A 12,290-nucleotide genomic window follows, 5' to 3' on the forward strand; every position below is an offset into this window, starting at 1 on the left:
GGCTACAAATTCGAGTCTCACAACAATATCTTTCTTTAATTTGGTAGTGACACCAACATGATGCTTGCTCATAGTTCACGAGGAAATAATTAATACCCCAATGATAAGTCTATCAGACAGTACGGGTGTACTGTTTATGCACAATCTTAAAGCATGAAATTGCATTTGTGTAGGAATAATTGGAACATCTGCAAAACATTTTGATTTTCTGTAACTTAGTGCGATCGCTCCTTTCGAGGATTTAGAACATCTTTGGTGTATGCAACAATCAATAATTGTTTGCATACACATAAATTAGTATGTATTGCAAGATGACCTTGCAAATGCCAATACTGTATTGGCATTTTTGTGGCTAGATTTTTGGCTAATTTTGTGGTCAAAGTTCATAATTTTCACGAACAATTGTTCCTAAATGTTGGTGAAAAGTTACGATCGCAAGTGCTGGTATATAGATAGAAGCAATTCCCGCAGCGCGATCGCTCCCCCTGTATTGCGAAATGTTAACGCCAATTGGCGTTTGTGAGTACCTAGAAAATAATACTCAACACGATACTAAAGATTTACCTTTATACGGTGAATTGGTGAATTGGTCAAAGTCCACTGCCCCCATTGCGATCGCGCCCCTTCTCAACCCGCAGCGCGATCGCTCTTAATAAAGAAGCCAAAATCCCCGAAAACATTCGGACAACAAGGTGCTGTGCAAGTTTTGCGGCTTCAGAGTCTGGCAATTGGTCAATAATCTGTATCACGTCTTCGGCTGACCGCGCTGCACTCACTGGCCCTCCTGTTGCCCAAACAAGTATTGAAGAATGCGTTGATTTTCGGTCTGGATTCCCCTAACGACAGCCCGATCCGCTTCTGCGTTTTCAACAAACCGTGTCATCAGTGTTGTTAATTGGTCAAGCCGTTCTTCAGCGTTTAGTTGAGCAACTGCCAGACGGTCAACGTTACTCGTTGCCTGATCCATCCGCTCTACTAGGCGATTAATGGATTCACTGTTTCTTTCAGCCATCCTTGCCGTTGAAATTAGTAACTCTTTGATGGTTTCCATTTCATCCTCCATCCGGTTTAGGCGCTCTGCGGTCATGCTGCCCCCTTGCTTTTCTTAGATAAAGGGGTAGATGGTTTTTGCTTGTCTCTCTCGTTGACAGCTTCAGTAATTAATTTCGCAACAACATAACTGATAGACCTTTCCTCTTCCTGTGACCACTCTTCCAACTTCCGTTTTACGTCGGGTGAAACGTAAGTGGTTACGCTTTCCATGCCCATATCGTTTATTTCTACTATCTGTTGATTCATTTTACCTCCAGTACATTACGGCTAGCTTTTATGCTGTGCTGTACAGTGCAGCGCAATAATGTGTTATTCTATCATCAACACCCCAAAAACGCGCAAACCTTTATCACACGGGACTTACGGCCAAGTCACCGCGTCAGATTTTTATGTCCTCTCATGCTGCCCCTTCGCTTTTTTTGAGTGAGGGGGATTTGTCGAGCTGCTGGCGTTCCCTAGCAGCTTGACTTAGTAGGTAAGCTGCAAGGTTTGCCAGGGGTCTTTCTTCTCGTTCAGCCCACTCAGAGAGGTACTGAAAAACATCCTCCGACACGGTGATTGTAATTCTGGGTCGTGCCATTTCAGAACTATTTGCTGTGTATAGCATTAATCTTACTCTCCTAGCGTATTGAAGGTTTGCGTAGTGCTGTTAGCACTATCAGAGTAACAAGTTGTGTTTGCACTAATAGCATCAACAGTGCTATTGTATCACCATAACTCAAAAAACGCCCAAACCTTTACTACACGGGACTTATACCAAGTCACCGTGTCAGATTTTCATACCCACTCATCACTAAAACAACTTTATGGAAGCCACAGACACCGCAAAGAATAACGGTATTAGCCAACAAAGCAACAGCAACGGAGCCAACAAACAACCCCAAGACAAGGCAAAGAAAGCCCGTAAACTCGTGGGCATCCCTACGGGCGCAGTGCTTTCATCCATGACCAACGTGTTTTACACCGCTCACGTTGCCAAAGACCCTGTTAACTGGGATGCCATTGAAAACTATCAGCCGTTCTCACCCGCCGCCGATGGTTCCCGATTAATGATCAAAGTTTCAAAAACCAAAGCCGTTGACCTACGCACCCGCAAGAGTTCACCTGTCGGGTATGGCCAAGCGTACCCAGTCGATTTGTCAACCACTCCCAGCAAGCCAGATTTTTAGAACTGCCCCAAAATGCAAAGCGATCGCCCAACTGCCAGGGAGTGCGATCGCCCTTGGTAGTCTCCGCATTTGAAAACCACAAAGAAAATTATGAACCATCCAGAATATCCAAGCAATGAAATCCACAAAGCTGGATTCCCAGAGGGACAGCTATTGGGGAATGGGGCCAGCACTGAAGAGTGTGCTGAAATTTCTGCTGCATACCTTCAGGGCAAGCCACTGCCCACAAGCGAGAACGAGACGATAAACCGAATATCGGAACGGCTTACCCAAACTAGCGGCTATGGCTTGTACAGTGAGGGACAACCCGATGCAAAGTAGCAGTTTACCGCCTGAATGGTACGAAGCCGCTGCTGAGTTAGCAGCCCAAGAACTTGATTTTGATTTGCACTTAGCTGCGTGTGAATCGGAAATCAAGTATGGAATCAGCGCCAGCTTGGAACCAATGCCTCAACCAGATCCACAGCCGCTTAATAACTCGGTTTATAACTTCAACGCGATTCTAGACGCAGATTAACCATCAAGCCCCCTTTTACCGGGGGCCTCAAGTTTTATGAAAAGTGAAAACAATTTAACTTGGCTGCTGATTGCAGTATCAGCAGTAGGTTTCACATTTTGGTATCAAGAGCAGTCAAGCGACCATCAAACCAGTATTCAGCAGTTGCAGAAAGATTTGAGTAACTGCCAGTCAGATTTCAAATCATTCAAAGATGGAGTGACCTATGGCAGAGGTAGATAATCAGCAGAAAATCACAGTTGAAATTCCAAGCGTTCGCGGCAATTTCGCCCCACTCTCCACTACACCCCAACAAACCAGCAGATTAGACCTTTTTCGACGTGGTTGGGTGGACGCGATCGCACTACCGGACAATTTACCGGACTTGGCTTTTCACCTTGCGGCACACATAACGATTCCCGCGCTGTTTAGCAGCTGCTGGGTAAGTCTGCCAATGCCATCATTTCTCCGGCTCTTAGTGTTGGGAGTGCTAGCCGTGGCTGGTGCAGTTCTCTGTTATTTACGGGATCTGCTGCCAGAGGTGGATAAAGTACTGCTATTCCGTGTGGGGTTAGTGGCGTTGGGGGTGTTGCTCGGACTATGACCGAATTGCACCCGTCACAGCTGCATCAACACCTACAAATGTACGCCCGTGCCAAGTGGTCATCCTGGGGAAGTTTAGCCATTTGCCTTGGGTTGCTGTCTTTAGGGGTTTCCTCAGACAAGAGCGTCAAACAGTTTAAGACGTGGTTACTTGGGGCATCAGTCGCCACACTGGAGGTAGGACGACGGCAACGCCACACAGCAAAATTACTGCAAGAATCGCTCTTAGATATCGACCGGGTATCCCGCCTAAACTTTCAATCCTGGATGAATAAGCAAACCCAACCCACGGCACAGTTAGCTGTCACAGTCAACCCAATCAATCCCAATTGGCAGCCGGAAAACCTAATTACAGACCCGGTAGAGTACCTCAACCGAGTTCAGAAACACGTTGCGCTGGTTGGCGGGACTGGGGACGGGAAATCAACCCAAGCTCAGTACTTCTCAACCCGCATTGGCGGTCAGGTCGTCGTTTATGACGTTGACTCAGCCAAGGGTGATTGGGCATGGGTGGAACCTGACAACCTCATCGGTGATGGGGGATTGCCGGAAGTAAACAAGGCTATGGGTCTTGCGCTCGACCACCTTGAAAAGATGCGAGTGTACCGAAAGACAGTATCTAAGGACGTTCCCCAAGAGTTTGCACGGTTCTACATCGCTGAAGAGTTCCCGGTGCTTGCTGACTGCGACAATGCCCCCGAATGGATCAGGCAACACGCTAAGGTAGGACGCAAGCGCAAGCAATTCATCATGGTTCTAGCGCAGAATGACACCGCGTCTAACTTTGCACTTGAAGGTGACGCTGATATCCTAGACACTTGCTTTGTGCGTATCCGGCTAGGGAAAAAAGCACAGGACTACGCTCGAACTGCTCTCAAGTCTCCCCAATTAGAGCAATGGCTAAAAACTGGGGGGAAGAAACGGTTTATGGTCGATGATTGCCCCTGTGAATTGGACTTAAGCACTTGGGGCATGGGTGCGATGCAAGAGCCACCTAGTCCCAATGACAGCACCAACGACACCCCAACCACGTCACAGCAACCCCTCAATGAATACGAGCAAGCTATCCTCACCTGGGGTCAATCCCACGCGGGGGAACTACTCAAAGCCAGGACGCTGCAACAGTCCACCCGTCTATTCGCCGACATGAGTGCTGAGGATATCCGCATTATGTTTCGAGCAATGGCTGATCGGGGTCTGGGAGAAGTGGACGGGGTGAGCGATCGCCTTGGTTGGAAGTGGTCTTCGTAAGTGTAGGCAACCGTCCACACTTCGTCTACAACGTGTCTACAGAAAAGCAAATCCATTGTATGTGTGAGGTTAGCGCAATTCTTTGCCGAGTATAGACCGAGTTTTTGCCGAGTATAGACCGAGTGTATATCCCCTATCCTCACGCTATATCCTGTCTACAATGTCTACAATGTCTACAACCAGTCAGGGAGGGGCGTAGACGCCGAAAAACCCACTGAGAGCGGGTTTTGGGCAACTGTAGACGCCACCAGTGAACCCACCAAAAACGCCCAAAAACCTGATTTTCAAGGCTTTTGGGCGTCTACAGTTGAGCTATAGCCTACTTCTCCAATTCCTTGATAAAAGCCTCTATTGCCTTCCCCGATGCCGATTGCTTGCCCATTTTCAGTTTGCCGAGAGTGCGATCGCGAATTTCTTGATAGTCTGGAATTACCTTTTTTTCTTCCCGCCTGAGAGATTGATTCTCTTCTCTCAGGCGCTCAATTCCCCCAGTCGCTCATCAACCTCTCGCTTCACAGAGTTGATGCCATCTGCTAGGTATGCGGTATTAGCCTTAATCAACTCATTCACCCGGTCAGAATTAGCGATCGCGCTCTCCACTTCTCGTCTAATCAACTCCTGTATGTCTACAGGTGTAGACGTTGTAGACAAAGCTGAAGGTGTGCCAATAATGCCCCTTAAGAGCCTAGCAGCAGTCTGGTTGAGTGATTCATCATCACTGGACTGCAACGCCTGCAACGCCTCTATTTCAGCGTCACTCAGCCGGAATGAAATTACTTTGCTACTCATGTAGACTACCTGTAAACGTATTTGTATACATAGTAAAGCATTGTCTACAAAAATGTCTACAAATGTTGACAGATTGTATACTTATGTATACAATTGTGTATACAAGCGGTAAACACCGCTAATTTAAAGGGCGATCGCCCGTACCGTCCAAAGTCAAGCGATCGCCCCAACACACCAAAATCTCAGAGGAGACTTCAATGATCATAAACAACTGTAGACAATGCCCTCACTTTAAGCCAAGTGCCAATATTCCCGCCGTTGGTCAGTGCCAGCATTTTGGAGGGGCAGTACGGGGATGCGACAAGGCTTGCCTTAGTTCCCAGGTAGCAAAAATATAGTTTGAACGTCCGCAAAGTCAGTTTGATCGCTAGGAACAATTGTTCCTAGCACCCAAATTGTTAACAATAGCTAACAAATAATGACAAACGAAACAGCACAACTACTCGCATCCCTCACCAAGCAGCAGCAGCTACTCAGCTTAATTCTGGACACCTTGAATAAACCCAAGCTGGGACTGCACAACGATGCAGGAAGTTGCAAAATTTATTGCAATCGGCAACACGGATCGCTTTGGTACACATTAAACAATGGGGAACCGAGTGCGATCGCTGCCACCGCCTTAACTGGATACCTGCTTTCCCTACGCTTTGAGAAGTGCGATCGCAGGGGGAAAGAGGTACATAAACTACTTACTACCATCCAGGCGGACAGGCTCTACATCCTGGAAAGTGGGCATGACACCCACTTTAGTAAAGGGCTAATGGCAGCCGTGGCGACCCTCACACCTCAACAGCTGCTACAGCCAGTGACCATCCAGCCGGCACCCGGTGACGATGAGAGCGTGTTATTTTGTCGCGTTTGGTTGGGAAACGAACAAATCAAAGCCAGCTACGACGATACAACCGACTGGAAGGCCACCGCTCATCATGCGATCGCAGTAGTGAAAGCCGCCATCGAGATGCCATTTTAAAAAACGTTAGATACCCCGTCGCGGTGACGGGGTTTAATAAAACCTGGGTGTTCTCGGAAACAGCGATTATCGATACCTGAGTATGAGTACAAATGAACTATCTTAGCGAACTATCTATCAAGGTTTTACACGCCTCCCTTAATGCCAGAATTGGAGATAGCTTTCACACTCTCGACACTGATCCAGACGTGCTATCACAACTCTTAGCAGACAAGCGATCGCTTAATACAAGGATTGCATACGAAAAAGATGTCAATGATTTTTTTAAGTCAATGACGGGTTTGTTGGCTACGCCCGATTCTATTTTGGAGTTTTTACACCTGCAACAGCCGCAAGCTGTGGCGGTGGTTCTCAAGTATAAAGCCAAGCTGATGACTGGAGAGGGAAGGGCTGCACCTCTCAAGGAAGCGACGGTTAACCGTCGGATTGCTGCTATCAAGTCCTTGGTAGCTATGGGGCGTAAGTTGGGTGTGTGCCATTACAGCCTAGACGATATTGGCTCTGAGAAAGTCATCCACTACCGCGATACCTCTGGCATTGACCCAACAACATTTCAACTGATTCTCAACCAGTGCGATCGCTCCACAAAAAAAGGTAAACGCGATTACGCCCTGCTCCGGCTGCTTTGGAGTAATGCTTTGCGGCGTAACGAAATTAGCTTGCTTAATATTAGTGATTTCGATCCTGAAACTAAAACACTGCGAATCTTGGGTAAGGGGAGAGGAACCCAATCCGAGTCAGTTGACCTGGGAATCAGTACAGTACAAGCAATTAATGAGTGGTTGGCGACTAGAACCAGCGTAAAGGACGATTCCCCTTTGTTCGTGTCGTTGGATTTTGCGACCGGAGGACACAGATTAACGGGGGATGGACTTCGTAAAATGCTAATAGTACGGTGCAACAAAGCAGGTGTCAAAAAGCAGATGTCGCCTCATAGAATCAGGCACTCGGCTATCACAGCGGCCCTGGATGCCTCTCACGGGGACGTGCGAAGAGTGCAGAAGCTTAGTAGACACCGCAAGCTCGACACCCTGATGATTTACGACGATGCTAGACACAAAGATCAGCGCGACATCACACAGCTGCTTGATGAGATGTTTTAGTATCAAAAAACTCAAAAAACTTGGTCTTTCAGCACTGCTATTAGTGGCACTTTTTTACTGCACGGCTGTCTTCATTTTGTCCCCTCTTTTTTGACATCAAAAATTTCGCGCAATTATTGGCAATGCTTCTAATTGCCAACCCGCCGCGCCACCAAAAGAAAAAAAGGTATCTCCCTTGCTGTGAATAGTTCGTTTGTCAGTTCTCGCGCTCAAAATTTTTCAGAAAATTTTTCAACTGGGCAGATACTTTGATCTGCCTTTTCAAGGCAACCATGAAGGCGCTCCGCATCCCATGTTTGTAGCTATTACGAGCGCTAATCGCTTTCCCCTCTAGCGTCACCGGTCCCGCGCTGTGCTGCCACGGTCGCCACTGCTGTATCAACTGCCTCTGCCTCTCCCTTGCTTGTAAAGTCCACCGGGGCATGGTTATTTGCCTCTAGTCGCTGTTTTAGTTCTTGTTGTTCTACCTGTAGCTGGTTGAGTTGTTGATTGACGTAGTTTTTTATAAACTGCGTGGGCTTTTTGGGGTTTTTGATTTCATGTAGCAGCGCTATGCACTTCCGCATTTCGGCTTGGCATTTTAGGCTGAGGCTTGCAAATTCTAAGGGCATCTGGGGGAAAACTCGCAGCACTTCTGGGGCCTCATATCCGCCGATCGCTTTATTCATGAAGTTGGCTGCCAGGGTGTTGAGCATGGCGATTTGAGAATGCAAGATGACTTCGATTTCCGTCCAGTCACCATCTTTTGTATTTTTGACGCGCTCGTACACTCCATTAAGAATAGCGGTCAAGTTTTCCGATTCGGGCGGAAGCTTGCCAGCACGAGCCATTACCTGTGCTTGAGAGAAGCCAGGGAGGGAAAAACACTTCAAGTGAGATTTGTTGGCGATCGCTTGGTTATTTTTTTTATTCATGGTAACGCCTGGGGGAATGGGGGGGGAATAGTGGGGGAATCCGCGATCGCTACACCTACAATATCCATACTTAACAGATTGCTCTTAACCAAAGATCATTGGATATGGTTTCAGTCCGTGATTTTCCAAAAGCCCGGTATCTAATCACGGACTGAATAAAGTACCCAGAATCAAATTTTACGCTCTCAACTGTTCCAACATTCCATTCCATCTCGCCGCGATTGAAAAACTCAACCTTCTGCCCAACTTTCAGGGCGCGAGCTTCTGCTTCAGGTGGAAAAGTAGACGATTCTGAATTAGTAGGACAAAAAGTAGACGGGGGGTCTAAATAAATGTCTACTTTTTCAGATTGCCCCAGGTCTGTAGTTTCAGCCTCCTGAAGCTCAACTGGAATAGTAGACTCAGTAGACAAAAATAGGCCAAAAATAGACGGGGGGTCTATTTTTTCAACGCTGTCTGTACATGGGTTACAGACCTTTTGGCAGAGAGTAGGCAGTGGATCTATATAAATGTCTACAATCTGTGATTGTCCGCTTTCTGTAGTTGCAGCCTCCTGATGGGTAGGTTGATGGTCTACAATCTGTGATTGTCCGTTTTCTGTTTTTGTAGGTTCTTGATGGGTAGGTTTGAAGTCTACTATGTCTACTTTTTTTTGTAACCCTTCAATCATAAGGTTTTCAGGAGTAGGCGGCGGGTCTATTTTTGGCCTATTTTTGTCTATTAAGTCTACTATTCCAGTTGAGTAGCTAAACTCTACCTTTATCCCCGTGCCGCGTGTTTGCCCAAAACCCAGTGCCTCAGATTCCCGCATCCACGATCGCACCACATCAGCAGTAGGCCGAGATTTAGTGTTATACGACCGTTGGATGTCGCTAGCTTTGAGCCAGCCATTACCAGTGTTTGCCTCACGGCGCTTGGATAGTTCAATCATCTTGGCGATGTGTGGGGCAATTCCTTCATCGAACGTGGAATAGAGCAGCTTTGTTTGCCCAATGAAGAAATTCATTAGTGCGATCGCTTCCTTCATCCGCTCTACTGGAATTTCAGTAGACATAGTAGACTTGCCATTAGCAAGCTCGTGTAAAACGTGCAGGTTTAGCGCTAAACGCCCTGTGTACCCCTCCGCTTTTGAGTAAGTCGCCCTCATGCCTGGGTGGGGGTGCGACTCGCGCATTTGTTCAAGCTTGTTGTAGTATGGCTGGTAGGCTTTAAATGCTTCCCTTGTCAGGGTGTATTGCCGTGCTGAGGTATTGTGAAGCTTGCTGTAAATTCCTGCTAGCAGGTCTACTATGTCTACTCCCGATCCATCGTCGTCACCGAGAACCGAGGCGGCTAACGGCTGCTGGACATACAGGAATCTTGCCCACTGACCATCTGGATCGTCGCAGTTTCGCATGATGGAACGGATCACATCTGGCTGAATTGTCCCAAATATGCTCAGGTAAATCTTTTCGACATCGACCTTAACACCAGAGGAACGCAGCACAGTTTGACCCGTTCCGTCGTAATAACTTAGTAAGTCTTGCTTGTCAGAACCACGACCGCCCCGGTATTTGTCGGCTGAGTTGAAAAAGCCTGCTAACTCATCCACCAGTGCATATAAAGACTTTCTGGGTGCGTTTTGGGCTTGCTGCTTGATACCTTCCCCGTTGGCATCCGTGAAATAGAAGATTGGGGCCTTTGCTGGTTCTATTGGTTTAGGATCTGTAAATTTTTCACCCTTGGGTGTATCGGCTTTCTGTTTCTCCCAATCTTCTAAATCAATTTGGTATTGTTCCAAATTTGACTGATAAGCCTCCCGTGCTTCTCTCTTCAGGACAGCCAGTGGTTTGGAGACGATTTGGCGGGTGATGGGCGATTTTTTTTGTCCAGACTCAGCAACCATCGCAGCCATGATAGTTGGTGGCACTGTAAAACCTTGCGTTTTGTGGATCACTAATTCAGTGCCGACTTCGTGCAGACTAGAAGTAGTTGCTAGCAGTGCCAGCAAGACAGTTTCACCGCGAACATTTAACTGTTGAGAATACTGATCCAAGGGGGCGGCTAACGTGTGAGGCAGATAATCAGATAGTTTTAGCCGCCCCTCGCCCAGCTTGATAAGTTTGTCGATTTCAGATTGGTGGTCAGCACGGACATCGACCGCATCAAGTTCAGATTCTAGAGTTTTAGCTAATTTCTCAAGTTCTCTTGTCTGTACTCCAACTTCTTTAGATAGTCCAATCAGCGCTGTTTCACGTTCTGATTGCGTTTTTGTTTGGTGCAGTATTTGGAGAATGCGATCTCGCAGATCCACAGTTGTTGGTGGATGCCCATCGCCGTTACCACCTCCACCAGTCCCACCAAAATCACAGGAAATAACTTTGCTGCTAAAATTCCTGCCACTTGGCTTTGACCCCTGATTTTTCTGCCAAGCCTTTACGCAGTTCAAAAGAAAATCGTCGCTCAATGTGGATGTGGGGTTGTCTTTCTCGGCTGATTTCCAATTGCGATCCGCTTCTTTGGCTTCAATTGGCGGACTGCAACGAGAGCAATATTCATCAAATAATTCTCTGGGGCTACCACTATATCTAATTCCCAAATATTCGAGCCGAGAAGCAGTGCCAATGAGTCCTCGTGAAAGCTTTGCCCCTTGGGTATCGCGTCCACCTTCGGCAACACCGAATTCTATTAAATCGCGGTCATCCTTCGACAAACACTTGAATAACGGCACATCGCCTATGGTGTCTAAAGGTAGTGGCAACGACGGGGATGGAGTCTTTTGCTTAATTGGGATAATCGCCCTTAAATCCTCAAAGCGGTAACGGGTGCTTGACTCGGACACAATTAATGATGGATTAGCGCCCTTCGCTGATAAGTGGTAGCAACCTGCTAACCGCATTACCCTCGATGGATTCTTCAAACTGCGATCGCCATCTGCAAATTCCAATAAGTCACTTTGCAGCGATCGCCAACGAGTTGGATCTATTGGCTCGTTAAAAACCCAGTAGGAATGAATTGATTTTCCGCCAGTGTCTACCTGAAACGTTGGCTCAGGGAGTCCAAGGGTTTCCCATAAACCAAGTTGCAAAACTTTTGCGAGATTGTCATGCTCGTAGAAAATTGCGCGGCAAGTTTCAACTTCTGCATCTTTCTGCCCCCCGCCGTTGACCACCAAATAAATACCCCTACCCTCGTCTTGAAACTTTTCGGCAGTATCGGCTATTGAGTCAAGAGTGGTATGGTTTGTTTTTCGCCCCTTGTCGTCGTCCTTGCGCGGGTCATTACTGGGATAGAAGGCTCTCAGAAAAATCTTCTCATCTGGTTTGTAGCCTAGCAACTCTAGCTGTTTGGCTATTTGGTGACGGTCAACTTTTAAATTGTTCTCTGGTGCGAATACTTGTGCAATCATGCTGCACCTCCAAAAGCGATCGCTTGCCTCTTGCACCACGAGTAATGGTATATTGCTATATAGCTATCAATGGATTGATAGCTCTTTTGGTCTTCGTTATTGGCTGATCGCGGTGTAAAGTTAGGGGTGTACACACCCGTTCGATCCGGCGTTCCATTCGAGTAGAATGGGGGTACACCCGTATTGAAAATTTTCATATTTTCCTTTAATGGGTTTCCATTTCACCAGTGGTTCAGGGTTTTGCCGACACGAGAACTCTGGCGGTGGGTTCGTAAAAACAATAAAACCAAATTTCCTTGGTAGTCTAGGCTACTGAGGAAAATTGGTTTTGAGCGATGAACGAGGGAAACTCGTCTTCGGATTGTGCTGCAAGAAAATTCAGAATGCACTCTCTGACTAATGCGCTGCGGTTCATTCCCTTTTCTCTGGCTACAAATTCGAGTCTCACAACAATATCTTTCTTTAATTTGGTAGTGACACCAACATGATGCTTGCTCATAGTTCACGAGGAAATAATTAATACCCCAATGATAAGTCTATCAGACAGTACGGGT

18 protein-coding genes are annotated in these 12,290 nt (G+C 47.0%); 8 read left to right on the forward strand and 10 right to left on the reverse strand.

From position 1 onward, the window contains the following. Window positions 1-215 precede the first annotated feature (215 nt). The 5 genes from LC574_RS06710 to LC574_RS06730 form a co-directional block, all read right to left on the reverse strand. Window positions 216-380, reverse strand: a complete 165-nt coding sequence (locus LC574_RS06710; protein ID WP_229452239.1) for a hypothetical protein — start codon at window positions 378-380, stop codon at window positions 216-218. A gap of 210 nt (window positions 381-590) precedes the next feature. Next, entirely contained in the window at window positions 591-776 is a 186-nt protein-coding gene (locus tag LC574_RS06715) for a hypothetical protein (RefSeq protein WP_229452240.1), read from the reverse strand. After that, window positions 773-1,087 carry a hypothetical protein gene (locus LC574_RS06720; RefSeq protein ID WP_229452242.1) on the reverse strand — a complete coding sequence of 105 codons (315 nt, stop codon included), beginning with the start codon at window positions 1,085-1,087 and terminating at the stop codon, window positions 773-775. Before LC574_RS06720 ends, LC574_RS06715 begins: the two co-directional genes overlap by 4 nt. Then, on the reverse strand, window positions 1,084-1,299 hold the full coding sequence (locus tag LC574_RS06725; RefSeq protein WP_229452244.1) for a hypothetical protein: 216 nt from the start codon (window positions 1,297-1,299) through the stop codon (window positions 1,084-1,086). Before LC574_RS06725 ends, LC574_RS06720 begins: the two co-directional genes overlap by 4 nt. A gap of 151 nt (window positions 1,300-1,450) precedes the next feature. Beyond that, window positions 1,451-1,660 carry a hypothetical protein gene (locus tag LC574_RS06730; RefSeq protein ID WP_229452245.1) on the reverse strand — a complete coding sequence of 70 codons (210 nt, stop codon included), beginning with the start codon at window positions 1,658-1,660 and terminating at the stop codon, window positions 1,451-1,453. A 199-nt stretch (window positions 1,661-1,859) separates the two neighbouring features. On the opposite strand from LC574_RS06730, the gene LC574_RS06735 reads away from it, so the two are divergent. The 6 genes from LC574_RS06735 (at window position 1,860) to LC574_RS06760 (ending at window position 4,572) form a co-directional block, all read left to right on the forward strand. Beyond that, window positions 1,860-2,222: a hypothetical protein gene (locus LC574_RS06735; RefSeq protein ID WP_229452247.1), complete on the forward strand. Its 363-nt coding sequence runs from the start codon at window positions 1,860-1,862 to the stop codon at window positions 2,220-2,222. A 90-nt stretch (window positions 2,223-2,312) separates the two neighbouring features. After that, window positions 2,313-2,543 carry a hypothetical protein gene (locus tag LC574_RS06740; protein ID WP_229452254.1) on the forward strand — a complete coding sequence of 77 codons (231 nt, stop codon included), beginning with the start codon at window positions 2,313-2,315 and terminating at the stop codon, window positions 2,541-2,543. Beyond that, the gene (locus LC574_RS06745) at window positions 2,533-2,739 is read left to right on the forward strand and encodes a hypothetical protein (RefSeq protein ID WP_229452256.1); all 207 of its coding nucleotides are present in this window, start codon (window positions 2,533-2,535) and stop codon (window positions 2,737-2,739) included. The genes LC574_RS06740 and LC574_RS06745 overlap by 11 nt, the downstream gene beginning before the upstream one ends. Window positions 2,740-2,775: 36 nt before the next feature. Further along, entirely contained in the window at window positions 2,776-2,961 is a 186-nt protein-coding gene (locus LC574_RS06750; RefSeq protein WP_229452257.1) for a hypothetical protein, read from the forward strand. Next, window positions 2,945-3,322 (forward strand): hypothetical protein, encoded by a 378-nt coding sequence (locus LC574_RS06755; RefSeq protein ID WP_229452259.1) that lies wholly within the window; start codon window positions 2,945-2,947, stop codon window positions 3,320-3,322. The genes LC574_RS06750 and LC574_RS06755 overlap by 17 nt, the downstream gene beginning before the upstream one ends. Beyond that, window positions 3,319-4,572 carry a type IV secretory system conjugative DNA transfer family protein gene (locus LC574_RS06760; RefSeq protein WP_229452261.1) on the forward strand — a complete coding sequence of 418 codons (1,254 nt, stop codon included), beginning with the start codon at window positions 3,319-3,321 and terminating at the stop codon, window positions 4,570-4,572. The genes LC574_RS06755 and LC574_RS06760 overlap by 4 nt, the downstream gene beginning before the upstream one ends. Before the next feature lie 471 nt (window positions 4,573-5,043). On the opposite strand, the gene LC574_RS06765 is transcribed toward LC574_RS06760, so the two are convergent. Beyond that, the gene (locus LC574_RS06765; protein ID WP_229452262.1) at window positions 5,044-5,361 is read right to left on the reverse strand and encodes a hypothetical protein; all 318 of its coding nucleotides are present in this window, start codon (window positions 5,359-5,361) and stop codon (window positions 5,044-5,046) included. Between the two features lie 418 nt (window positions 5,362-5,779). Between LC574_RS06765 and LC574_RS06770 the strand changes: the two genes are divergently transcribed. Continuing rightward, window positions 5,780-6,331: a hypothetical protein gene (locus tag LC574_RS06770; RefSeq protein ID WP_229452264.1), complete on the forward strand. Its 552-nt coding sequence runs from the start codon at window positions 5,780-5,782 to the stop codon at window positions 6,329-6,331. A 92-nt stretch (window positions 6,332-6,423) separates the two neighbouring features. Then, window positions 6,424-7,434, forward strand: coding sequence for a tyrosine-type recombinase/integrase (locus LC574_RS06775; RefSeq protein WP_229452265.1), 1,011 nt, complete (start codon window positions 6,424-6,426; stop codon window positions 7,432-7,434). A gap of 314 nt (window positions 7,435-7,748) precedes the next feature. On the opposite strand, the gene LC574_RS06780 is transcribed toward LC574_RS06775, so the two are convergent. From LC574_RS06780 to LC574_RS06795, 4 genes are all read right to left on the reverse strand, one after another. Next, the gene (locus LC574_RS06780) at window positions 7,749-8,348 is read right to left on the reverse strand and encodes a hypothetical protein (protein ID WP_229452267.1); all 600 of its coding nucleotides are present in this window, start codon (window positions 8,346-8,348) and stop codon (window positions 7,749-7,751) included. 70 nt (window positions 8,349-8,418) lie between these two features. Then, a complete protein-coding gene (locus tag LC574_RS06785; protein WP_229452269.1) occupies window positions 8,419-11,736 on the reverse strand; it encodes a DUF3987 domain-containing protein in 3,318 nt (1,105 codons plus the stop codon). Then, window positions 11,733-11,933: a hypothetical protein gene (locus LC574_RS06790; RefSeq protein WP_229452271.1), complete on the reverse strand. Its 201-nt coding sequence runs from the start codon at window positions 11,931-11,933 to the stop codon at window positions 11,733-11,735. Before LC574_RS06790 ends, LC574_RS06785 begins: the two co-directional genes overlap by 4 nt. A 107-nt stretch (window positions 11,934-12,040) precedes the next feature. Next, window positions 12,041-12,235: a CopG family transcriptional regulator gene (locus LC574_RS06795; RefSeq protein WP_229452273.1), complete on the reverse strand. Its 195-nt coding sequence runs from the start codon at window positions 12,233-12,235 to the stop codon at window positions 12,041-12,043. Window positions 12,236-12,290: the final 55 nt, after the last annotated feature.

Source organism: Nostoc sp. CHAB 5715, assembly GCF_020829685.1.
In the GTDB taxonomy this organism is placed as follows: domain Bacteria; phylum Cyanobacteriota; class Cyanobacteriia; order Cyanobacteriales; family Nostocaceae; genus Nostoc.

Bases quoted from the DNA above. Each gene is read 5' to 3' on its own strand.
- LC574_RS06785 (WP_229452269.1), bottom strand. From the start codon at position 11,736: ATGATTGCACAAGTATTCGCACCAGAGAACAATTTAAAAGTTGACCGT.
- LC574_RS06765 (WP_229452262.1), bottom strand. From the start codon at position 5,361: ATGAGTAGCAAAGTAATTTCATTCCGGCTGAGTGACGCTGAAATAGAG.
- LC574_RS06750 (WP_229452257.1), top strand. From the start codon at position 2,776: ATGAAAAGTGAAAACAATTTAACTTGGCTGCTGATTGCAGTATCAGCA.
- LC574_RS06795 (WP_229452273.1), bottom strand. From the start codon at position 12,235: ATGAGCAAGCATCATGTTGGTGTCACTACCAAATTAAAGAAAGATATT.
- LC574_RS06790 (WP_229452271.1), bottom strand. From the start codon at position 11,933: ATGAAAATTTTCAATACGGGTGTACCCCCATTCTACTCGAATGGAACG.
- LC574_RS06775 (WP_229452265.1), top strand. From the start codon at position 6,424: ATGAACTATCTTAGCGAACTATCTATCAAGGTTTTACACGCCTCCCTT.
- LC574_RS06755 (WP_229452259.1), top strand. From the start codon at position 2,945: ATGGCAGAGGTAGATAATCAGCAGAAAATCACAGTTGAAATTCCAAGC.
- LC574_RS06780 (WP_229452267.1), bottom strand. From the start codon at position 8,348: ATGAATAAAAAAAATAACCAAGCGATCGCCAACAAATCTCACTTGAAG.
- LC574_RS06770 (WP_229452264.1), top strand. From the start codon at position 5,780: ATGACAAACGAAACAGCACAACTACTCGCATCCCTCACCAAGCAGCAG.
- LC574_RS06760 (WP_229452261.1), top strand. From the start codon at position 3,319: ATGACCGAATTGCACCCGTCACAGCTGCATCAACACCTACAAATGTAC.
- LC574_RS06740 (WP_229452254.1), top strand. From the start codon at position 2,313: ATGAACCATCCAGAATATCCAAGCAATGAAATCCACAAAGCTGGATTC.
- LC574_RS06735 (WP_229452247.1), top strand. From the start codon at position 1,860: ATGGAAGCCACAGACACCGCAAAGAATAACGGTATTAGCCAACAAAGC.
- LC574_RS06730 (WP_229452245.1), bottom strand. From the start codon at position 1,660: ATGCTATACACAGCAAATAGTTCTGAAATGGCACGACCCAGAATTACA.
- LC574_RS06725 (WP_229452244.1), bottom strand. From the start codon at position 1,299: ATGAATCAACAGATAGTAGAAATAAACGATATGGGCATGGAAAGCGTA.
- LC574_RS06745 (WP_229452256.1), top strand. From the start codon at position 2,533: ATGCAAAGTAGCAGTTTACCGCCTGAATGGTACGAAGCCGCTGCTGAG.
- LC574_RS06720 (WP_229452242.1), bottom strand. From the start codon at position 1,087: ATGACCGCAGAGCGCCTAAACCGGATGGAGGATGAAATGGAAACCATC.